The sequence below is a fragment of the Saccharothrix sp. NBAS 001 genome, from assembly GCF_056640475.1.
In genome coordinates, this window is record NZ_CM153251.1 from 2010413 (window position 1) to 2030494 (window position 20082).

General features: G+C 72.5%; 20 protein-coding genes. 16 read left to right on the forward strand and 4 right to left on the reverse strand.

Translation table 11 applies throughout. The annotated features are described in order from the left end of the window. Positions 1 to 91: 91 nt before the first annotated feature. Positions 92 to 859: a class I SAM-dependent methyltransferase gene (locus AC0HI0_RS08695; protein ID WP_480931766.1), complete on the forward strand. Its 768-nt coding sequence runs from the start codon at positions 92 to 94 to the stop codon at positions 857 to 859. A 21-nt stretch (positions 860 to 880) separates the two neighbouring features. On the opposite strand, the gene AC0HI0_RS08700 is transcribed toward AC0HI0_RS08695, so the two are convergent. Beyond that, on the reverse strand, positions 881 to 1801 hold the full coding sequence (locus AC0HI0_RS08700; protein WP_480931767.1) for an epimerase: 921 nt from the start codon (positions 1799 to 1801) through the stop codon (positions 881 to 883). A 138-nt stretch (positions 1802 to 1939) separates the two neighbouring features. Here AC0HI0_RS08700 and AC0HI0_RS08705 point away from each other — a divergent pair, with 138 nt between their 5' ends. Further along, a complete protein-coding gene (locus AC0HI0_RS08705) occupies positions 1940 to 2305 on the forward strand; it encodes a VOC family protein (protein ID WP_480931768.1) in 366 nt (121 codons plus the stop codon). A gap of 15 nt (positions 2306 to 2320) precedes the next feature. Here AC0HI0_RS08705 and AC0HI0_RS08710 read toward each other — a convergent pair whose 3' ends face one another. Then, the gene (locus AC0HI0_RS08710) at positions 2321 to 2731 is read right to left on the reverse strand and encodes a hypothetical protein (protein WP_480931769.1); all 411 of its coding nucleotides are present in this window, start codon (positions 2729 to 2731) and stop codon (positions 2321 to 2323) included. A gap of 538 nt (positions 2732 to 3269) precedes the next feature. Between AC0HI0_RS08710 and AC0HI0_RS08715 the strand changes: the two genes are divergently transcribed. The 4 genes from AC0HI0_RS08715 to AC0HI0_RS08730 all read left to right on the forward strand — a co-directional run bounded on the left by AC0HI0_RS08715 (position 3270) and on the right by AC0HI0_RS08730 (position 8048). Continuing rightward, positions 3270 to 4130: an AAA family ATPase gene (locus AC0HI0_RS08715; RefSeq protein WP_480931770.1), complete on the forward strand. Its 861-nt coding sequence runs from the start codon at positions 3270 to 3272 to the stop codon at positions 4128 to 4130. Positions 4131 to 4156: 26 nt separating this feature from the next. Beyond that, the gene (locus tag AC0HI0_RS08720; protein WP_480931771.1) at positions 4157 to 5746 is read left to right on the forward strand and encodes a hypothetical protein; all 1590 of its coding nucleotides are present in this window, start codon (positions 4157 to 4159) and stop codon (positions 5744 to 5746) included. Between the two features lie 80 nt (positions 5747 to 5826). Then, complete coding sequence (locus AC0HI0_RS08725) at positions 5827 to 6906, forward strand: pentapeptide repeat-containing protein (protein ID WP_480931772.1); 1080 nt, start codon at positions 5827 to 5829, stop codon at positions 6904 to 6906. Between the two features lie 359 nt (positions 6907 to 7265). Beyond that, on the forward strand, positions 7266 to 8048 hold the full coding sequence (locus tag AC0HI0_RS08730; protein WP_480931773.1) for a tat pathway signal sequence: 783 nt from the start codon (positions 7266 to 7268) through the stop codon (positions 8046 to 8048). A gap of 69 nt (positions 8049 to 8117) precedes the next feature. Here the strand turns inward: AC0HI0_RS08730 and AC0HI0_RS08735 are convergent, their stop codons facing one another. Then, entirely contained in the window at positions 8118 to 8837 is a 720-nt protein-coding gene (locus AC0HI0_RS08735) for a phosphotransferase family protein (RefSeq protein ID WP_480931774.1), read from the reverse strand. A gap of 88 nt (positions 8838 to 8925) precedes the next feature. On the opposite strand from AC0HI0_RS08735, the gene AC0HI0_RS08740 reads away from it, so the two are divergent. The 9 genes from AC0HI0_RS08740 (at position 8926) to AC0HI0_RS08780 (ending at position 17393) form a co-directional block, all read left to right on the forward strand. Continuing rightward, the gene (locus AC0HI0_RS08740; protein ID WP_480931775.1) at positions 8926 to 9642 is read left to right on the forward strand and encodes a hypothetical protein; all 717 of its coding nucleotides are present in this window, start codon (positions 8926 to 8928) and stop codon (positions 9640 to 9642) included. Positions 9643 to 9969: 327 nt separating this feature from the next. Next, positions 9970 to 10959 (forward strand): ABC transporter ATP-binding protein, encoded by a 990-nt coding sequence (locus AC0HI0_RS08745; RefSeq protein ID WP_480931776.1) that lies wholly within the window; start codon positions 9970 to 9972, stop codon positions 10957 to 10959. After that, positions 10952 to 11941: an ABC transporter ATP-binding protein gene (locus AC0HI0_RS08750; RefSeq protein WP_480931777.1), complete on the forward strand. Its 990-nt coding sequence runs from the start codon at positions 10952 to 10954 to the stop codon at positions 11939 to 11941. The genes AC0HI0_RS08745 and AC0HI0_RS08750 overlap by 8 nt, the downstream gene beginning before the upstream one ends. Further along, a complete protein-coding gene (locus AC0HI0_RS08755) occupies positions 11938 to 13545 on the forward strand; it encodes an ABC transporter substrate-binding protein (protein ID WP_480931778.1) in 1608 nt (535 codons plus the stop codon). The genes AC0HI0_RS08750 and AC0HI0_RS08755 overlap by 4 nt, the downstream gene beginning before the upstream one ends. 2 nt (positions 13546 to 13547) lie before the next feature. Next, positions 13548 to 13934, forward strand: coding sequence for a hypothetical protein (locus AC0HI0_RS08760; protein WP_480931779.1), 387 nt, complete (start codon positions 13548 to 13550; stop codon positions 13932 to 13934). 3 nt (positions 13935 to 13937) lie between these two features. Beyond that, positions 13938 to 14942 (forward strand): ABC transporter permease, encoded by a 1005-nt coding sequence (locus tag AC0HI0_RS08765; protein ID WP_480931780.1) that lies wholly within the window; start codon positions 13938 to 13940, stop codon positions 14940 to 14942. Next, entirely contained in the window at positions 14939 to 15841 is a 903-nt protein-coding gene (locus tag AC0HI0_RS08770; RefSeq protein ID WP_480931781.1) for an ABC transporter permease, read from the forward strand. Before AC0HI0_RS08765 ends, AC0HI0_RS08770 begins: the two co-directional genes overlap by 4 nt. Then, positions 15817 to 16818: an LLM class flavin-dependent oxidoreductase gene (locus AC0HI0_RS08775; protein ID WP_480931782.1), complete on the forward strand. Its 1002-nt coding sequence runs from the start codon at positions 15817 to 15819 to the stop codon at positions 16816 to 16818. Before AC0HI0_RS08770 ends, AC0HI0_RS08775 begins: the two co-directional genes overlap by 25 nt. 41 nt (positions 16819 to 16859) lie before the next feature. Beyond that, positions 16860 to 17393, forward strand: coding sequence for a cupin domain-containing protein (locus tag AC0HI0_RS08780; RefSeq protein WP_480931783.1), 534 nt, complete (start codon positions 16860 to 16862; stop codon positions 17391 to 17393). On the opposite strand, the gene AC0HI0_RS08785 is transcribed toward AC0HI0_RS08780, so the two are convergent. Further along, entirely contained in the window at positions 17387 to 18790 is a 1404-nt protein-coding gene (locus tag AC0HI0_RS08785; protein WP_480931784.1) for an amino acid permease, read from the reverse strand. The genes AC0HI0_RS08780 and AC0HI0_RS08785 overlap by 7 nt on opposite strands. 138 nt (positions 18791 to 18928) lie before the next feature. Here AC0HI0_RS08785 and AC0HI0_RS08790 point away from each other — a divergent pair, with 138 nt between their 5' ends. Continuing rightward, the gene (locus AC0HI0_RS08790) at positions 18929 to 20080 is read left to right on the forward strand and encodes an aminotransferase class V-fold PLP-dependent enzyme (RefSeq protein ID WP_480931785.1); all 1152 of its coding nucleotides are present in this window, start codon (positions 18929 to 18931) and stop codon (positions 20078 to 20080) included. Positions 20081 to 20082 lie beyond the last annotated feature (2 nt).

Here is a 20082-nt window from a genome sequence, read left to right on the forward strand (position 1 = left end):
CTCCGAGCCCTGCGCCCACCAGCCCTTGCGGACCTGGTCGGCCACGTCTCCGCGCCGCCGCACCCCGTCCGCTGTGTGATCATGGTCCATCGTGGACGAGGAATTCGACGCACTGATCGCCGAGGCCGCCGCCGTCGACGTGAGCGGCTGGGACTTCTCGTGGCTCGACGGCCGCGCCACCGAGGAGCGCCCGCCGTGGGGCTACCAGCGGCTGATGGGGGAGCGGCTCGGCCGCGCCGGGGTGAGCCTCGACGTCCAGACCGGTGGCGGAGAGGTGCTGGCCGGGGTCCCGCAGCGCGCTTCCCGGGCGATGGTCGCGACCGAGTCCTGGCCGCCGAACATCGCGCGGGCGCAGGAGAACCTGCGGGCCAAGGGCGTCGTGGTGGTCGCCGACGAGGACCGGCCGCCGCTGCCGTTCGCCGACGGCACGTTCGACCTGGTGACCAGCCGCCACCCGGTGGCCGCCCACTGGGCGGAGATCGCCCGCGTCCTCGCGCCGGGCGGCACCTACTTCTCGCAGCAGGTCGGCCCGGACAGCGGCCACGAGGTCTACGACTTCTTCCTGGGCCCGCAGCCGCTGGGCGTGGGCGGGCGCGAGCCGGGCCTGGCGAAGGCCGAGGCCGAAGCGGCCGGCCTGGAGGTCGTGGACCTGCGGACCGCCGAGACGAAAATGGAGTTCTCCGACGTCGGCGCGGTGGTCTACTTCCTGCGCAAGGTGATCTGGTTCGTGCCGGACTTCACCGTCGAGCGGTACCGCGACCGCCTGGCCGCACTCCACGACCGGATCCGGGTCGAAGGCCCGTTCACCGCCATCTCCCGGCGGTTCCTCATCGAGGCGCGCAAGCCGGCGGCCGGTTGAGCCGGTGCGGCGGGTCCGCCGTCAACGGGAACGTCCGGCCAGGGTGCGCGCCGCGTCCGCCCACGTCTCGTGGCGGAACGTGAAACCGGCGTCGAGCAGCCGGGTCGGCACCACGCGGCGGCTCTTGAGCAGCAGTTCGGTGTCCGACCGGATGGCCCACGCGCCCAGCTCCGCCATCCACCTCGTCGCGGGGAGCCCGAACGGCACCCCGCACGCCGCGCGCAGCTCCCGCATGAAGTCGCGCTGGGGCAAGGGGTGTGGCGCGGCCAGGTTCACCGGGCCGGCGAGGTCGTGGGTCAGCAGGAACTCGACCGCGCGGACGAAGTCCTCTTCGTGCAGCCACGACACGTACTGCGCGCCGCCCGCCACGGGGCCGCCGAGCCCGGTCCGCGCCAGCGTGCGCAGGACCGTGAACGCCCCGCCCGGCTCGGCGCTCATCACGATCGCCGTGCGCAGCGCCGCCTTGCGGGTCGCGGGCGTGTCGGCGGCGGCCTGGGCGGCCTCCCAGTTCCGGGCGATCGCGACGCTGTAGGCCCAGTAGTCGGGCACGCCCGGCTCGTCGCCGCCGATCCGGCCGGTCGGCTCGTCGTTCGGCGCGTCGAACCGGTGGGCGTAGATCGTCGCGGTGCTCATCTGCAGCCAGACCTTCGGCGGGCGCGCCGCCCCGGCGATCGCCGCGCCGACGACCCGTGCCGAGTCGACCCGGGAGTCCATCATCTCCCGGAGGTTCGCCGGGGTGTACCGGCAGCTCACGCTGCGGCCGGCGAGGTTGACCACCGCGTCCGCGCCGTCCACCTCGGCGGCCCACGCGCCGAGGGTCCGGCCGTCCCACCGCACGCCGCTCCGCCTGCCGAGCACGACCACGTCGTGCCCGGCGGCGGAGAGGGCCCGCACCAGGAAGCCGCCGATGTGCCCGGAACCGCCGGGGATGACGATCTTCATGACCACCTCGTTTTGAACGTGTTCAAAACGAGCGTACACGCTGGTCGTGGGCACGACCCGGGCGTGTCGCCGCGATCACGGTGCGGTCGGCCGCGCGGCGGCGATTCCGGACGGTGATCGTCCGGAATCGCTCCTACGATGACCGCCATGGCCATCGCACGCTTCCCCAGCATCGTCATCGACTGCCCCGACCCGGACGCCCTCGCGAAGTTCTACGGCGTGCTGCTCGACTGGAAGGTCGACGCCTCCGCCGACTGGGTCGAACTCCGCGCGGAGCACGGGCAGTGCATCTGCTTCCAGCGCGTCGCCGACTACACGCCGCCGAAGTGGCCGTCGCAGGAGTCGCCCCAGCAGATGCACCTCGACGTCGTGGTCGACGACCTCGACGCGGGCGAGGCGGCGGTGCTCGAACTCGGTGCGACCAAGCACCCCCACCAGCCCGGCACGACCTTCCGGGTCTTCCTCGACCCGGCGGGCCACCCGTTCTGCCTCTGCTTGAGCTGACGGCCCGGGAACCGGTCAGCGCCGGCCGGGTCGGACGGCCTCCGGCCCTCGGCGCAGGGCCACCGTGGCGCACGCGGTGGCCACCAGCCAGATGACCGGCCCCGACGTCCCGCCGACCAGGTCGACGTGGCCGGGCAGTACGAGGACCAGCAGGAACGCCACGTCGACCACACCCAGCACGGCGGTGTTGAGCCAGTAGCCCGCGCGGCTGTTGAAGCGGTTCATCGTCACCGCGACCACGACGGCCTGCGCGCCGAACACCGCCGCGCAGATGAAGAACATCAGGCTCTCGGCCGCCAGTTCCCCGTTCGGCCCGCCGTCCGCGAGGTCCCCGATCACGGTCGACAGCCCGAGGCCCATGTGGAGCAGCCCCCACAGCACGTACAAGGCGGCGGCCCCCGCCGCCCACCTGCCGGCTTTCGTCATCTCGAATCCCCCTGTGCGCGACACCGGATCGCCGGACCGTCGTGGTCCGGGTCCCCGGTGAAAGCTAGGGCGTCGGGAATCGCCGGACATCAGGGTGATCACCCAGTCCGGCCCGGAAATCGCGGTGGTCCGGCGGGCGGCGCGCTTTCGTTGAATGTCAAAGCAATTACCGCCCGCCGGTCGCGGTCGAGATCGACAGCGCCACACCGCTCGTTGTCGCGCGCCACCTGAATCGGATTGACACGTTCGGGTCGAACACCGCCCGTGAATGCCGCTGCCCGCAGAATTGCGTTGTGGCCGGGTGCCGACTGGGTTTTGGTGGCGGTGTTCCGGCCAGGGGGCCGGTTTTCGGGTACGAGGTGGATTTTTGGTCGACTCCGGCAGTGGTCGCCTGCCCGATGGGGTTCGGCAGACCGGTACTGCGTCCGGCGGGTCGAGCGTCGTGCAGGCACTCGGAAATGTCACCGTGCTGACGCTGCGGCCCGCGTCGGACCCGCCGCCGATGGAATCGGTCGCGGTCCCCCCGGGTGCCCGGAGGGTGTTGGCCGCGCCGGGCGTGTTCGTCGGCCGTGACGCCGAACTGGCCCGGCTGGACGCGGCGGTCGCCGAGGCCGGCGCCGGCACCGCGGTCGTCGCCGTGCACGGTCCGGAAGGGGTGGGCAAGAGCGCCCTGGTGGCGCGGTTCGCCGGGGCGTCCGCCGGCCGGTTCGCCCCGGTGTGGTGGATCGGCGCGGGCTCGGCCACCGCGCTCGACACCGGCCTGGCCGAGCTGGCGCGGGCCCTCGCGCCGCAACCGCCCGGCTCGACGCCGGATCAGCACGCCGAGGCCGGGATCCGCTGGCTGGCCTCGCACGACCGGTGGCTGCTCGTGCTCGACGACCTGGCCGGCCCCGCCGACGCGGCACGGCTGCTGGAGCGGGTGACGACCGGGACGGTCGTGATCACCTCCCGCCGCACGCGCGGGTGGCGCGGCGTGGCGACCGTGCCGGTGGCCGCGCCGCCGCCGGACGAGGCGGTGGCGCTGCTGTCCCGGCTGGTGCGCGAGGAGTGGCCGGAGGCCGACCTCGCCGGCGCGGACGCCCTGTGCGCGCACCTGGGCCGGCTGCCGTCGGCGATCGACCGCGCCGCCGGCTACCTCGCGCGAACCCGCGCGACGCCGGCGGTCTACCTGGAACGGGCGGCGAAATTCCCGGCCAGGTTCTTCACCGAGCCGGTCGGCGAAGACGCCGTACCGAAGCTCGTGCGCCTCTTCGACGCGAACGTCGACCACGAGGAGCGCGGGCGGATCATCTGGGAGTTGGCCGGATTGGGCACGCCGGAGGCGAAAGACGCCCTGCGGGCATTGCGGCCCCTCTACGAAATCGAGCGACTCGCGATCCGGGAAGCACTCCGGATTTGACCACGACGAGTAGGAGCACGAATCCGATGAAACGCCGACGCCGGCTGCTGTGGGCGGGATCGGTCGCCATGGCGGCGATCCTGACCGGGTACGGCACGACCGCCTGCACCTCGTCCCCGGAACCCGACCGGGGCCAGGCGTGCGCGAGAGCCGGGGCGTCGTTCACGGTCGACCCGGGCACCTACGCGGAGGTCGGGAAACTCGGCGACGCGAAGGGGTCCGCCCGGCCGTTCGTGGTCGTCCTCGACGAACAGCACGCCTCGCGCGGCGGGCAGGTCGAGCTGGCGATCATGCTCAACCGCCTGCACCGCACCGCCGGCCTGCGGCACCTGGCGCTGGAGGGCAGCGTCGTGGAGAAGCCGCTGCCCGACCTCGGCTGGTTCACCTCGTTGCCCGACCCGGGCGTCCGGCGGGCGGTGGCGTTGCAGCTGCTCAAGGACGGGGAGGTGAGCGCCGCGGAGTTCGCGGCGATGGTGCTGCCCGGCTTCACCCTCCACGCGGTCGAGCGCGAGCAGGAGCACCAGGTCGACATCTCGGCCGAGGACGAGCGGGCCTACACCGGGTACTTGACGGCCATCGCCGCGATGACGATGACGCCGTCCCAGGTGACGCAGGTGACCGCGCTGCTCGACCAGGACAAGGACGAGGAGGCGATCCGGGCCATCGTGGACTCCAGCCCGTGGACGAGCGAGCGGTACCGGTTGCTCGGCCGCAAGGTCCCGGTCGTCACCACCGCCGAGATGCGGGCGCTGGGCACCGAGCTGGAAGAGAAGGCCCGGCTGGTGGGCGCCGACACCTCGGCCTACCGCGCGGGGTTCCAGCGGGCCCGGACGTTCTTCGACACCGCCGCCCAGCGGAGCCGGACGATGACCGACGCCACCGTCGACATCGTCAAGACCAAGGTCGAGGACTGCACGCCGGTCGCGCTCAACGTCGGCGCGGCCCACTCCACCGAGGTCGCGGACGCCCTGCGCCAGGACGACGTGTCCTACGCCGTGGTCTCGCCGCAGGCCCTGTCCTCCGAGAGCCGCAACGACGCCCTGACCGGCGAGGCGTACGAGCGCAAGCTGAAGGCCCAGTCGGTCGACCCGGTCGGTGCCGTCGGGGCGTACCTGGACGGCCGGCGCAAGCCGCCCCCGTCCAGCGGCACCGACTGGTTCAAGGCCAAAGCCGAACTCGCCTACGCCGCCGTCGTCATCGCGCGGGCGGCGGCCAAGGCGGGCGGCGGGGGCCAGCCGCCGTTCGGCCTCGACGGGAAGGCGCTGGGCCTGGGCGGCTCCGGCCCCGAGCAGCCCAGGATCTCGGTCGACCTGTCGTCCATCAGCGTGGTGCCCGTCGGGACGCGCACCGACGTCGTCTTCAAGGTCGCGCTGCTCGCCAAGAACACCGACGTCTGGGTCCGCGCCGGGGCCGTCGCCCAGGGTGACGAGTTCCTGTCCGACGACTCGCAGGCCCTGGAGCAGCAGCTGAAGAAGGTGCTCAAGGAACTCAAGGAGGCCCCGCCCGCCGAGGAACCACGACCTTCGGGCGAGCCGCGGATCGTCCACTTCATGAAGGACGTGCAGGGCGCGGTCGTGGGCACCAAGGCCGAGGCCGTGGCCGTCGCCTTCTCCTGACCTCGACCGGCCGCACGCCGTTCGGCAACCATTCGGCGTCCGACCCGGATGGCGGCGGCGGAACCGGCCATGATCTCGGGGTGACCGATGAGCGCGCCCAGCCGACACCGCCGCCCACGCCCCCGCTGCGCTGGGCGGCACCGGCCGCAGGGCTGGTGGCCCTCGCGGTCGCCGGGGCCGCGCGGTGGCGGCGTGGCCGCGACCGCGCCGCCCGCGCGGCCGAGACCCGCCGGTCCGCCGAGCTGTACGCCCGCAGCGCCGAGCGGCTCGGGTCGGACCAGGCCGCCGTCCGGCTCGCGGGCGTGTACGCGCTGGAACTGCTCGCACAGGGCAGCCCGGACCGCCCGGACCTGCGGCAGGCGGTGGTGAACCTGCTGTGCGGCTACCTGCGGATGCCGTGCGCGCTGCCCGGCGGCCCGCCCGCCGCCGACGCCGACGACCGGGCCCGCGCCCGGTACGACGACCAGGTGCGGGAACGCGAGGTCCGGGTCACCGCGCAGCGCGTCCTGTGCGACCACCTGCGCCCCGGACCCGATCCCGACGACCCCGCGGCCACGTTCTGGCCCGACACCGACCTGGACCTGACCGGCGCCACCCTCCTCGACCTGGACCTCACCGACTGCCGGCCCCGGCGCGTCCGGTTCGACCGGGCCGCGTTCACCGGGCGCACCCGGTGCCTGGGCACGGTGTTCGGCGGGGAGGCGGGGTTCGACGGGGCGAGCTTCGCCGACCACGCCGTGTTCTACGGGGCGGAGTTCACCCGGGCCGCCCGGTTCGGCGGCACGGCGTTCGCCCGGCACGCGGGGTTCGAAGGGGCGCGGTTCGCCGAGTACGCCGGGTTCGACGAGACGGTGTTCGGCGGTCCGGCGGGCTTCCGCGACGCGGTGTTCGGCGCGGACGCCTGGTTCGGCGGAGCGACCTTCGCCGGGAACGCCGTGTTCGACGCGGCGGTGTTCGGCGGCGAGGTCGGGTTCGACGGGGCGAGGTTCGCCGGGCGCGCCCGGTTCGCCGACGCCGTGGCGGCCCACCCGGTGCCGCCGGACTCCTCCTGGCCGCCGGGGTGGGGTCCGGTGGCCGAGCACGGCCCGGTGGACGGCCGCGACGGCACCTGGCACGCCGTCCGCGCCGATCCCCGGCCGGCGGGAACCGTCGGCGGCTGACCCGCACCGCCACCGGGTATCCGGGGCGCGCCGCTTTTCGCGTTCGTCGCGTTCCGGGTATTCACACGTCCGTTTTGCCGTGAATTCACGTCGGTATGCGAATTGACGTCCTGCGTTTGTCGGATGATCGGAGGCGGATGGTCGACGGCATCGGGCGGTCCGCGTAACCTGCCGTGGTGCATCTGCGTGCTTGGCCGGTGTTTGTCGCCTGTCTGTTGGTGGTCACGGCGTGTGGTGGTGCGGTCGAGGCTGCGGCTCCGATCCCGTCCTCGTCGTCGGTCGGGGCGTCGGCGACCTCCGGCGCCCCTTCGTCGTCGCAATCGGCTTCCGCGTCGACCGCGCCCACGACGACGCCGTCGGTGGCCCCGACGTCCGCCGGCGCGGCCCAGGGCGAGGACTGCCCGCAGCCCGACTCGGGGTTCGACTGCGACCTGCAACGCCGGATCGCGTCGGTGAAGCGCTACGTCGCGGGCCGGCCGGGCAACGTCGGCATCGTCCTGCGCGACCGCCAGACCGGTGCGGTGTGGCGCAACGAGCACGCCGGCGACCTGGTGTGGACCGCGTCCACCATCAAGCTCGCGATGACCGTCGACCTGCTGCGGCGCGACCGGAACGGCGGGATCTCGCTGTCCGATCAGGACCACTCGCTGATCACCGCGATGCTGCACGACTCCGACGACGACGCGGCCGACGCGTTGTGGGAGCGCTACGCGGGCGCGGACCGGCGGGCGTTCAACGCCGCGTTCCCGTCCTACGGCCTCACGTCGCTGCGCCCCGCGAACCCGTCGTCGCCGTACTGGGGCTTCCAGAAGTGCACGACCGACGACCTCGACCGGCTGATCGGGTACGTGCTGGCCGAACTGCCCGCCGCCGACCGCTCGTACGTGGTGGACGAGATGCGCTCGGTGGGTCCGGTCCAGCAGTGGGGTGTCTGGGGTGCCGGGGCGTCCGCGAACCCGGGCACCAAGGACGGCTGGTCGGAGGAGGAGGGCGGCTGGGTGATGAACACGGTCGGTTTCGTCGGACCGGGCGAGCGCTACACGGTGGCCGTGATGAACAACCTGGCCGGCGAAGGCGGTTACGACGAGGGCAGGGCGACCGACACCGAAGTGGCCCGAATTCTGTTCGCCGACCGTTTCTAGCGCCGGACCGCACTCCACGGCGTCGATGTCGTTCCCGGCATTCGCGCGGTCCTTCGTGTCCGGCGCGCGTCAGCGCAATGCGGCGAGCAGCACTGTCTCATGTCGACGGATCAGCGAGCGGTCCGAGGTGGCCCGGGCGACGGCGGCGCGGGCGTGTTCGCGGCGGCGCGCGGAGAGCCTCGAATCGGCCAGGTTCGCGGTCTCGCGCGCCACGATCCGGGTCTGCTGCCGGATCATCGCGGCGATGAGCTGCTCCGGCCCGGTGTCGCCGTAGCCGTCGCGCAGTTCCCTCAGGTGCGCCGCCTGGTCGGCGATCGGCACGTTGCCCCGGGTCTGCACGCACCAGGTCCACGCCAGGTACCCGAGGTCGTCCAGCCGCCGGCCCGGGGCGCACCCCGACCAGTCGATGAAGGCCACCGGGAGGCCGTCCCGGACGATCGTGTTGAACGGGCCCGGATCGCCGTGCACGACGCACTCCTGGTCGCCGGCCAGGGCGTGGCCCGAGGTGGCGTCGTGCAGCCGGCGGAGCATCGTCCCGGCACGGGCGTAGGCCCCGGCGGCGCGTTGGGCGGGGTGGTCGGTGGTCCGGCCGTCGAGGTGGCTCAGCACGTCCCGGCCCTTCTCGTCGACGCCCAGGTGGCGTGGCGCGTGGGCGTAGCCGACCGACTCCAGGTGGTGCAGCACCCGGGCGGCGAAGTCCGCGCGCGGTCCGCGCGTGCGGTGCACGGTGTCGCCGATCCGGACGACCTCCTCGGTGTCGTTCCCGCCGGCCAGGGGTTCCTCCCGCATGACGCCGATGATCACCTCGGTCGTCCCGGGCGTCAACGCCGCAGCTCGTTATTCTCCGGCGAGTGGATCGCACGTGAGGAGGAGGCTCGTGTCGGAACGCCAGGTGTCCGGGTTCGCCGTCGACCCGGATCTGCTGTGGGAGCTGGTCGGCTCCGGTCTGCCGGCGCAGGAGGTGCTCGGCGACCGGTACGGCGCGGTCGAGGGCCTGGACCGCCACCTCGGCCACGGCCGGCCGGGGACGACCGCGGCCGCGCTCGCCCGGGACGTGCTCGCCGGGCGGCTCGACCGGGAGCAGTCCGGCGACGTCGTCCGGCTGCTGGTCCCGGTGCTCACGGCGGTCGGCGACCCGGTGTACGCGGGGCAGCCGATCTGGGTGCAGGAGACGATGTTCCTGGACTGGGAGGCCACCCTCGACGCCCTGGGGCTCTCCGCGCTCGCGGGTCGGTGGGGGACGCCGAACTTCCCGTGGCCGTGGCCCCGGGACGGGCAGCCCGTGGCGGGGTGGCCCGTGGTGACGGAGTGGTCGCCCGACGTGCTCGCCGAGGTGCGGGCCGAGTTCGGGCGGCGGACCGCGACGGGCGAACCCGCGTGGCGGGCGACGCTCGCGGACCTGCCCGACGACGCGTTCGCGGACGACGACGGCGACGTCCTGGACGAGCCCGAGGACGTCCGCGAGGAGTTGGACGAGGCGCTCGACCGGCTCGCCGGGTGGGTCGAACGGGTGGGCGAGGGCCCGGCGTCGCCGAGGCGTTGTGCCTCCCCGCGCGGGAATTCCCTCGTCCTGGTCATGGACGGCGACCTGTAGCACGCGGCCCGGTCGGTACGGGTTCTCCTTGTGGGGGCCCGTACCTGTGCACCGGGTTACCGCCCGACCACGGTGCGGCCCCGCGCCGGCCCGATCCGCGCGGATCCCGCGCGCCCAGCGGCCCACCTGCCCGCGCCCGCCGTCGACGTCCCGGTCGCAGCGGGTTGACCAGCGCAAACGGTTGATCCCCCGGACGGCGCCGCCGGTGCCCGCCGGTGCCCTTCGCGGTGCCCGCCCGGACTCCGCACGCGGGTACCGCTCGAACAGGCGTTGACAGTGTAGCTAAACGGATTTAGCCTTCCCAAAATCTGCAAGGGTGGAGGCGGCATGAACGAGTCCACTTCCGACACCGCACTGCTCGCGATCGAGAACTTGCGCGTGACCTTCCACGGTGAACGGGAGGTCCCCGCTGTGCGCGGGGTGTCGTTTTCCCTGTCTGCCAAGGAATCCGTCGCGGTGCTCGGCGAGTCCGGGTGTGGCAAGACCGCCACCGCCCGCGCGGTGATGGGACTGCTCGACCCGGGAACCGAGGTGGCCGGGCGGATCGTGTACCGGGGCGAGGACGTGCTTTCCTTGCCCGCCAAGCGTCGCCGTGCGCTGTGCGGCAGCAGGATCGCGATGGTCTTCCAGGACGCGCAGACCGCGCTGAACCCCTCTTTCACGGTGGGGGACCAGATCGCCGAGATGTTCCGCGTGCACACCGGGGCGTCGAAGAAAGCCGCGCGCGAGCAGGCGACCGACCTCATCGCGAAGGTCGGCATCCCGGACGCGAAGCGGCGTGCCAAGGAATACCCCCACCAGCTCTCCGGCGGGATGCGCCAGCGGGTGGTGATCGCGATGGCCGTCGCGCTCGGCCCGGAGCTGCTGCTCGCGGACGAGCCGACCACGGCGCTGGACGTCACGGTGCAGGCCCAGATCATCGAGCTGCTCCAGGAACTGCGCCGGGAGTACCAGACCGCCCTCGTGCTGATCACCCACGACCTCGCGGTCGCGGCCCAGGTCGCGTCGCGCGGTGCGGTCATGTACGCCGGCCAGGTGGTGGAAACCGGTGCCCTGGAACGGCTTTACCGAACACCCAGGCACCCGTACACGATCTCGCTGCTGGAATCGGTGCCCAGGGTGGAACGCCGGGTCGAGGAACTCGGCTCCATCCCGGGATCCCCGCCGGATCCGGCGGTGCTGCCCACCGGGTGCGCGTTCGCGGCGCGCTGCCGGTTCGCCGTCGACCTCTGCCGCGTCGAGCAACCGGTGTTGCGCGCCCTGGCCGACGGTTCCCTGGTCGCGTGTCACCGCGCGGAGGAGGTGGCCGGTGGCTGATCCGTTGCTGCGCGCGGAGAACGTCGTCAAGCACTACAAGGTCCGAAATGGACGCAAGCACGGGCTCGTCCGCGCCGTGCACGACGTCAGCTTCGAGCTGGGCCGGGGGGAGACCCTGGCCCTGGTCGGCGAATCGGGGTGCGGGAAGTCCACTCTGGCCAGAACGCTGGTGTGCCTCGAAGAGCCGACGTCCGGCCGGGTGGTGCTCGACGACGTCGACCTGGCCGGACTGCCGGAACGCCGACGCAGGCCGCGGCGCAAGCGGATCCAGATGGTGTTCCAGGACCCGTTCGCCTCGCTCAACCCGAGGATGAGCATCGGCGACCTGATCGGCGAGGCGTACGAGGTGCACGGCCTGCCCGAGGGCGTCACCTCCGCGCGGGTCGCGGTGGCCGAACTGCTCGAACGGGTCGGCCTCGACCCCGCCATGGCGGGCCACCACCCGCGTCAGCTCTCCGGCGGGCAGCGGCAGCGGGTCGCCATCGCGCGGGCGCTCGCACCGCACCCGGCGGTGCTGATCTGCGACGAGCCGACCTCGGCGCTGGACGTGTCGGTGCAGGCCCAGATCATCGCGCTGCTGCGCCGGTTGCAGGCCGACCTCGGCATCTCCTACGTCTTCATCAGCCACGACCTGGCCGTGGTGCGCCAGATCGCCGACCGGGTGGCGGTCATGTACCTCGGCCGGATCGTCGAATCCGGTACCGCGCAAGAGATCTTCGAATCCCCGGTGCACCCCTACACCCAAGCCCTGCTCGCCTCGATCCCCACCCTGACGCCGGGCGAGCCGACCCGGCTCGACGGCGAGGCGCCCAGCCCGATGAACCCGCCCGACGGCTGCCACTTCCGGCCGAGGTGCCCGCACGCCCGGCCGGAGTGCGGCACCCGGCTGCCCGACCTGGCCGCGTTCACCCCGAACCACGCGGCCGCCTGCCTCTTCCCCCAGATCCGCCGCTCGCACATCCCCACGGAGGGACAATCGTGACCGGTCACCACTCACCCCTGAACAGACGGGGATTCCTGCGCGCGGCCGGAGGGGCCGCCCTGCTCGTCCCGTTCGCCTCCGCCTGCGCCGACACCAGGACGACCCAGTCGACCGTCGGCGGCACGCTGCGCTACGCGCTGTCCGCCGAGCCGAAGGGGCTCGACCCGGCCACCACCGGCGAGTCCAACTCCGGCATCGTGATCCACAACGTCTACGACCGGCTGCTGGAGCTGACCGGCAACGGCAAGGAGGTCTCCGCGGGCCTCGCCGAGCGGTGGGAGGTCACGCCGGACGGCATCGGCCACACCTTCCACCTCCGCCAGGGCGTGAAGTTCTCCGACGGCAGCACGCTGGACGCCGCCGCCGTCGTCGCCTCGCTGCGCCGCACGATGGAGGTCGGCCAGGGCGCGAGCGACCTGCTGGTGGACCACGTCAAGCCGGGCAACATCGTCGCCAAGGACGCGGGCACGGTCGTCATCACGCTGGAAGCGCCGTTCTCGCCGTTCCTGCGCACCCTCGCGCTCGACGCGGTCGGCTCGGTGGTCAACCCGGCCGTCGTGGCCGCGAACAAGACCCAGGCCGACCCGACGGCGGCGAAGTACCTGGCCCGCAACATGGCCGGCAGCGGCGCGTTCCAGTTCGTCCGGTGGACGCCCAACCAGGTGATCGAGGTCAAGGCGTCGGACAACCACTGGCGCGGCAAGCCGAAGCTCTCCGGGGTGCTGTTCAGCTCCCCGGTGGAACCCTCGACCGCCGCGCTGCAACTGGAGCGCGGCGACCTCGACATCGTCGGCAACCTGCCGGTCAACCTGATCGAGCGGCTCGCGCAGCGCGACGACGTCACGATCCTGGCCACGCCGCTGCTCGACATCACCTACTGGATCTTCCAGACCGAGCAGGCGCCCTTCGACGACGTCCGGGTGCGCCAGGCGATCTGCTACGCGATCGACCACGAGGCGATCATGGCCAACGTGGTCAAGGAGAGCGGCATCCCGCTGCGCGGCCCGATCCCCGGCAGCCTGGTCGACGGGTACACCGACCACAAGGACATCGTGGTCTACAAGCGGGACGTGGCCAAGGCCAAGGAGCTGCTCGCGGCGGCCGGGCACGGCAACGGCCTGAAGATCGACAGCACCTACGTGCCCGGCTACGGCACGCTCAAGCAGATCGCGGAGGTGATGCAGGCCAACCTGAAGGAGGTCGGCATCGAGTGCGCGATCGGCGAACTCCCGCTGTCCACCATCATCGACAAGGTCGGCAAGGGCGAACTGCCGTTCTTCTCCTGGAAGTCCACCCTGAACTACGCCAGCCCGGACGCGCTGCTCTACGGCAAGCTGCACGGCAAGGCGTCGCGGTCGGTGGAGGGCAACCTCGCCCACTACCGCAACGACAAGGTGGACCAGCTGCTCGACCGGGCGCGCGGCTCGGCCGACCCGAAGGCGCAGGACGCGGACTGGCTCGCGGCGTCGGCGCAGATCAGCCAGGACGCCCCGTGGCTGCCGCTGTACCAGGACGTCGACCGCCGGGCGGTGCGCAAGAACATCAGCAACTACAAGGAATCCGCGTTGACGCGGCCGGACCTGTTCACCGTGGCGAAGGGCTGATCATGGCAGAGGACAACAGCATCATCGAGGTCGAGTCGTGGACCATCCGCGACGGCGTCGACCCGGCCGAGTACCACGAGGGGATGCGGACCTGGTTCCGCTGGGTGGCCGACCACCGCGCCGAACTGTTCCCGGAGTGGAAGGGCGCGTCCTACTACCACGAGGTGGACCCGGCGACGCTGACGCCCACCGGCCGGTACACCATCCTGTTCGAGTACCACTCGGAAGCCGAGCGCCGCGCCTACAAGGAGCGCCGCAAGGACTGGTCCGGGCCGTACGCCGAGTACAAGAAGGTGGACCCGTACGAGCCGTTCCTGGACAACGTGACGCTGAACTTCTGGGAGCCGGTCGAGCGCGGGCTCTGGCTCCCCGGCCAGTCCCGGTCGTAGTCCATGGGCCGATTCGTGCTGTTCCGGGCGCTCATCGCGATTCCGCTGGTGCTGGCGGTCTCGGTGATCACGTTCCTGCTCACCCACATCGTCCCGGGCGACCCGGCCCGGGTGCTGGCCGGGCTCAACGCCAGTGAGGAGGCGGTGCAGCGGATCCGCGAACAGGCCGGGCTGGACCAGCCGCTGGTGACGCAGTTCGGCCTGTACCTGACGCGGTTGGTGCGCGGGGACCTCGGCGACTCGCTGACCAACCAGCAGCCGGTGCTGGCCAACCTGATGGACGCGCTGCCCGCGACGATCGAGCTGACCGTCGCCTCGCTGGTCGTCGCGCTCGCCGTGGGCATCCCGCTCGGGGTGCTCGCGGCGACCCGCCGGGGCGGGTTCTTCGACCACCTGGGTCGGGTGCTCAGCCTCGCCGGGGTCGCGGTGCCGGTGTTCTGGGTCGGCATCGTGCTGGTGGTGGTCTTCTACGCCCAGCTGGGCTGGCTGCCCAGCGAAGGGCAGGCCACCTCGGCCGGGGCGACCGAGGCGATCACCGGGTTCGCGTCACTGGACGCGATCCTGCGCGGTGACGGCGCGGGCTTCCTGGACGTGCTGCACCACCTGGTGCTGCCCGCGACCACGTTGGCGCTGCCGACGCTGGCCCGGGTGATGCGCACGACCAGGGCGTCCATGCTGGAGGCGCTGGCGGAGCCGTACGTGGCGACCGCGCGGGCCAAGGGCGTGCCCGAGTTCCGGGTGGTCTACGTGCACGCGCTGCGCAACGCGCTGATGCCGGTCGTGACGGTCACCGGGCTCGCGTTCGGCTACCTGCTCGGCGGGTCGGTGCTGGTGGAGAAGATCTTCAAGTGGCCGGGCGTCGGCCGGTACGCCTACGAGGCGATCACCGTGCTGGACTACAACTCCGTGATGGGGGTGACCCTCGTGGCGACCGTGGCGTTCCTCGTGGTCAACCTGCTGGTCGACGTGCTGCACGCGGTGCTCGACCCGAAGGTCCGGCTGTCATGACCACCGTCGAGGTGCCGCGTCGGATCCGCCGCCGGGTCAGCCTGGCCGGGTGGCGGCCGTCGACCGCGATCGCGTTGGCGGTGCTGGGGCTGACCGTGCTGATGGCGGTCGTCCCCGGGGTGCTCGCGCCGTACGACCCGAACGCGATCGACCTCGGGATCAGCCTCCAGCCGCCGTCGGGCGAGCACCTGCTCGGCACCGACAACAACGGCCGGGACCTGTTGAGCCGGATCGTGCACGGGGCGGGCATCTCGCTGGCGATCGGCGTGTCGGTGGTGCTGTTCTCGACCGTCGTCGGCGGCGGGCTCGGGCTGATCGCGGGGTTCCGCGGCGGCTGGGTGGACGAGGTGATCATGAGGATCACCGACGTCTTCCTGTCGGTGCCCTACATCCTGCTGCCGATGGTGGTCGTGGTCGCGCTGCAACCGAGCCTGGTCAACACCACCATCGCGCTGGCCGCGGTGTGGTGGCCCTCCTACGCCCGGCTGATGCGCGGACAGGTCGTGTCGGTCCGGCGACGGCCCTACGTGGACAGCGCGGTCGTGCTCGGCGTGCCGACCCGGCGCATCCTGCTGCGGCACGTGCTGCCCAACGCGATGGGCCCGGTCGTGGTGCTGGCCACCACGGACGTCGGGTTCGTCATCCTGGCCAGCGCGGGTCTGGGCTTCCTCGGTCTCGGCGCGCGGCCGCCGACACCGGAGTGGGGCGTGATGACCAGCGACGGTCTCGGCTTCATGCTCGACGCGTGGTGGTACTCGCTGTTCCCGGGTCTCGCCATCGCGCTCGTGGTGCTCGCGTTCACCATCCTCGGCGACAACGTCGGAGACCGGCTCGCCCGGGGTTCCGGCGGTCACAAGCGAAAGGTGCGTCAGAAGTGGTCGTCACCAGCATCCGGCTGACCCAGTTCGTCGGCGGACCGGCCGAACTGGTCGACTTGGCCGTCACGGCCGAGGAGGCCGGGTTCGACCAGGTGTGGTTCGCCAGTGATCCGTTCATGCTGCACACCTGGTCGTTGTGCACCGCCGTGGCGCAACGCACGTCGCGCATCCACGTCGGCGCGCTCGGCATGAACCCGGCCACGGTGGACCCGTCCGAGATCGCGGCCCACCTCGGCACGCTGGACCTGCTCTCCGGCGGGCGGGCGCTGGCCGGGATCGGCTCGCACACCGACGGGATGGTGCCCCGGCTCGGCATCGACGGCGCGACCATCCCCGGCCGCACGGCCGAGGCGGTCCGGCTGATCCGCGCGCTGATCGCGGGCGAGGAGGCGCCGACCGACGGCGAGCACTTCCGGTGGCAGCCGGGGTGCGCGCTCGGCTTCACCCCGCCCCGGCGGCGGATCCCGCTGCACGTCACGGCCTACGGCGAGGAGTTCCTCACCGCGGCGGGCGGCTACGGCGACGGCGTGCTGCCGATCCTGTTCCCGCCGGAGACCGCCGCCGAGGTGGTCGGTTGGGTGCGGGCCGGTGCGGCGGCGGCGGGCCGCGATCCGTCCGAAGTGGACATCGCGGGCTGCGTCTGGGTGTCGGTCGCCGACGACCCGGCGGTGGCGGGCGACCTGATCCGCCCGACGATCGCGTTCTTCGGGCCGTACCTGTCCGATCACGAACTCGCCGTGGCCGGCCTGGGCGCGGCGGACTTCGCCCCGGTCACCGCCGCGCTCAAGGCCGAGGGCGTCGACGCGGCGGCGAAGCTCGTCACCGACGACATGCTGCGCCTGGCGGTCGTCGGGACCCCGGACGAGGTCGCGGACCGGCTGCGCGGGCTCGTCGCGGCGGGCGTCACCCAGCTCAGCATCGGCGGCCCGCTCGGCCCGGACCCCGACGCGGCGATCCGTTTGCTGGGTGAGCGGGTGTTGCCGGTGCTCGGTGACTAGGGTCTGACCGGATCTACGACGATGGGAGGGCACACACCGTGATGGGCGAGCGGATTCGGGAGCTGCGCGCGGCGCGGTCGATGACGGCCACCGAGCTGGCGAAGGCGGCCGACGTGTCGGTCGGGTTGATCAGCCAGGTCGAGCGCGGGATCACCGACCCGAGCCTGGAGACCGTTCGCAGGATCGCGCGGGCGTTGGACACCCCGGTGTTCAACCTGTTCCAGGACACCGACCTGGAGCGGGTCGCGGTGGTGCGCAAGGACCGCCGGATGGACATCCGCTCACCGCAGGGTGGTCTGGTCTACCAGCGGGTGTCGGCGGGCTCGGGCAAGATCGAGGTGCTCGAAGGGCTGCTGGAGCCCGGCGCGGTGTCCTCGGAGTCGGGCTGGAGCCACCCGTCCGACGAGTGCGTGGTGGTGCTCACCGGTCGGCTGGTGCTGGAGGTCGACGGTGAGCGCTACGAGTTGAAGCCGGGCGACAGCGGGAGCTTCGACTCCCGCCTGCCGCACCGGTACCTCAACGAGACCGCGAAACCCGTGCGGTTCCTGCTCTCGGTGACCCCGCCGAGCTACTGAGCGCGTCGGCCGGCCCGCCGTCGCCGGTCGACCACCAGGTGCGCCACGACCAGGGCGGCGAAGAAGGGGACGCCGGCGGGCCAGGCGGTGTCCAGGCCGTCGATGAACGCCGTGGACACCAGGACCGCGGCCAGGAACAGCGCGGCGAGCCCGGTGGTGACCGGCGCGCCCCACAGGCGCACCGGTGACGGGCGCGGCGCGGACCCGCGGAACTTCCAGTGGGTCACCAGGATCATGATCCACACGACCAGCGCGCCGAACACCGAGATCCCGAACAGCACGAGGTAGGCCGTGTCCGCCGCCGTCACCGAGAGGGTGGCGGCCAGGGCGAGGCCGAGCGCGGCGAGCAGGAGCGCGTTGCGGGGCACCCCCGACGGGCTCAGCCGGCCCGCCCACGCCGGCGCGTAGCCGTCGCCCGCGAGGGAGTGCACCATGCGGGTGGTGAGGTAGAGGTTGGTGTTCGCGCTGGACAGCGCGGCCGTCAGCACGACGAAGTTGGTGATCGCCGCCGCGGCGGGCACGCCGGCGCTCGCGAAGACCCGGACGAACGGGCTGGTGTCCACGGAGCGGCCCTGCGCGGTCACCTCCCAGGGCACGACGGTCAGCACGACCGCGATGGCCAGGACGTAGAACAGCACCAGCCGCAGCACCACCCGCCGCGCCGCGCGGGGGACGTCCCGCCCGGGGTCTGCCGACTCCGCGGCGGTCACCGCGACCACTTCCGTGCCGATGTAGCCGAACAGCACGAACACCATGGCCAGGAACAGCCCTTCGACCCCGTGGGGGAGGAAACCGCCGTGTGCCGTCAGGTTCGCGAGCCCGGTGGCGGGAGCCCGGGGCAGTCCGAAGACGATCAGCACGACGCCCAGGGCGATGAACACCACGATCGCGACCACCTTGACCATCGCGAACCAGTACTCGACGGTGCCGAAGAACCGGACGGCGAGGGCGTTCGCGCCGAGCACGACGACCGAGAACACCGCGGTCGGCAGCCACAGCGGCAGTTGGGGCCACCAGAACCGGACGTAGAGCCCGGCCGCGACGACCTCGCCGCCGACCGCGATGACCTGGATCGTCCAGTAGGTCCAGCGCAGCACGAACCCGGCCCGCGCCCCGAGGTAGCGGTGGGCGATCGCGCCGAACGAGCCGGCTCCCGGGTGCACCACGACCATCTCGGCCAGCGCCCAGGCCAGGACGAACGCGACCAGCGCGCACAGCGCGTAGGCGACGACGGTCGCCGGCCCGGCCCGCGAGATGGCCAGGCCGGAGCCGAGGAACAGCCCGGTGCCGATCGCGCCGCCGAGGCCGATCATGCCGAGCTGCCGCCCGGTCAGCGCCCGGCGCAGGCCGGGCGGTCCGGGGTCGGCGGGTGGTGGCGGGCCGGGCGAGGTCGTCATGGTCACCTGCCGGAGTCCAGTGGGCCGGAACGGCTTCCGGCAGTGTGTTGCCGCGTGGTGGCGGTGTCAACGCCTCCTTGACTTGGCTCGGGAAGGCTACCTACCATCGTTTAGTCACACTAAAAGTTTTGAGGTGTCATGCCAGCGAAACTCACCAGCCGCCAGTTCCGGGAGTGCTTCCCCGTCCTGGCCGACACCGTGCACCTGGCCAGTTGCAGCCAGGGCGCGCTGTCCGGCGAACTGCTGACCGCACTGTCCGAGATGACCTTCACCATGCGCGAGCACGCCGCGCCGTGGGACCTGTGGATGGCCGAGGTCGACCTGGCCCGGCGGCAGTTCGCCGCGCTGGTCAACGCCGACCCCGACGAGATCGCCGTGGTGCACTGCGCTTCCGACGGCGCCTACCAGGTGGCGTCCACAAAGGACTGGGCGGCCCGGCCCGGGATCGTGACGACCGACATGGAGTTCCCGTCGGTCGGCCACGTCTGGGTGGCCCAGGCGGCGCGCGGCGCGCGGGTGACCCACGTGCCCGAGCGCGACGCCTGCGTGGACACCGCCGAACTGCTCGACGCGATCGACGAGCGGACCGGCCTGGTGTCGGTGCCGATCGCCTCCTACCGCAACGGCGCGCGCCTGCCGGTCCGCGAGGCGGTGCGCAAGGCGCACGAGGTCGGCGCGCGGGTGTTCGTGGACGCCTACCAGGGCGCGGGGGTGCTCCCGGTCGACGTCCGCGAACTCGACTGCGACTACCTCGTCTCCGGCGCGCTCAAGTACCTGCTGGGGTTGCCGGGCGTCGCGTTCCTCTACGCCCGGGGCGGCCTGGCCGACGACCTGCCGCCGCAGCTCACCGGCTGGTTCGGCCGGGTCGACCCGTTCCGGTTCGACCCCCGCACGGTCGACTACCCGACCGAGGCGCGCCGGTTCGAGACCGGCACGCCCGGCATCCCGGCCGTCTACGGCGCCAACGCGGGCATGCGGCTGTTGTCCCGGGTCGACGCGCACGACGTCGAACGGCACGTCGGCGAGCTGGCGGCGCTGACCACCGGGCGGCTGGTCGAGGCGGGCGAGCGGGTGTGGGCACCGCGCGACCCGGCCCACCCCGGCCCGCAGGTGGCGCTGCTGGACGACGACCCCGACGCCCTCGCCGCGCACCTGGCCGCCCGCCGGATCGCCGCGGCACCCCGGGGCACGGTGCTGCGCCTGGCGTTCCACTACTTCAACGACGAGTCCGATGTGGACGCGGTGTGCTCGGCGATCGCCGACTACCGCGCGAAGAACCGAGGAGCCTGAAG

What these genes read in the sequence shown, in the direction of transcription:
- AC0HI0_RS08700 (WP_480931767.1), bottom strand. Translation starts at nt 1,801, where the DNA reads ATGAAGATCGTCATCCCCGGCGGTTCCGGGCACATCGGCGGCTTCCTG.
- AC0HI0_RS08705 (WP_480931768.1), top strand. Translation starts at nt 1,940, where the DNA reads ATGACCGCCATGGCCATCGCACGCTTCCCCAGCATCGTCATCGACTGC.
- AC0HI0_RS08710 (WP_480931769.1), bottom strand. Translation starts at nt 2,731, where the DNA reads ATGACGAAAGCCGGCAGGTGGGCGGCGGGGGCCGCCGCCTTGTACGTG.
- AC0HI0_RS08720 (WP_480931771.1), top strand. Translation starts at nt 4,157, where the DNA reads ATGAAACGCCGACGCCGGCTGCTGTGGGCGGGATCGGTCGCCATGGCG.
- AC0HI0_RS08735 (WP_480931774.1), bottom strand. Translation starts at nt 8,837, where the DNA reads ATGCGGGAGGAACCCCTGGCCGGCGGGAACGACACCGAGGAGGTCGTC.
- AC0HI0_RS08745 (WP_480931776.1), top strand. Translation starts at nt 9,970, where the DNA reads ATGAACGAGTCCACTTCCGACACCGCACTGCTCGCGATCGAGAACTTG.
- AC0HI0_RS08760 (WP_480931779.1), top strand. Translation starts at nt 13,548, where the DNA reads ATGGCAGAGGACAACAGCATCATCGAGGTCGAGTCGTGGACCATCCGC.
- AC0HI0_RS08765 (WP_480931780.1), top strand. Translation starts at nt 13,938, where the DNA reads ATGGGCCGATTCGTGCTGTTCCGGGCGCTCATCGCGATTCCGCTGGTG.
- AC0HI0_RS08770 (WP_480931781.1), top strand. Translation starts at nt 14,939, where the DNA reads ATGACCACCGTCGAGGTGCCGCGTCGGATCCGCCGCCGGGTCAGCCTG.
- AC0HI0_RS08780 (WP_480931783.1), top strand. Translation starts at nt 16,860, where the DNA reads ATGGGCGAGCGGATTCGGGAGCTGCGCGCGGCGCGGTCGATGACGGCC.
- AC0HI0_RS08785 (WP_480931784.1), bottom strand. Translation starts at nt 18,790, where the DNA reads ATGACGACCTCGCCCGGCCCGCCACCACCCGCCGACCCCGGACCGCCC.
- AC0HI0_RS08790 (WP_480931785.1), top strand. Translation starts at nt 18,929, where the DNA reads ATGCCAGCGAAACTCACCAGCCGCCAGTTCCGGGAGTGCTTCCCCGTC.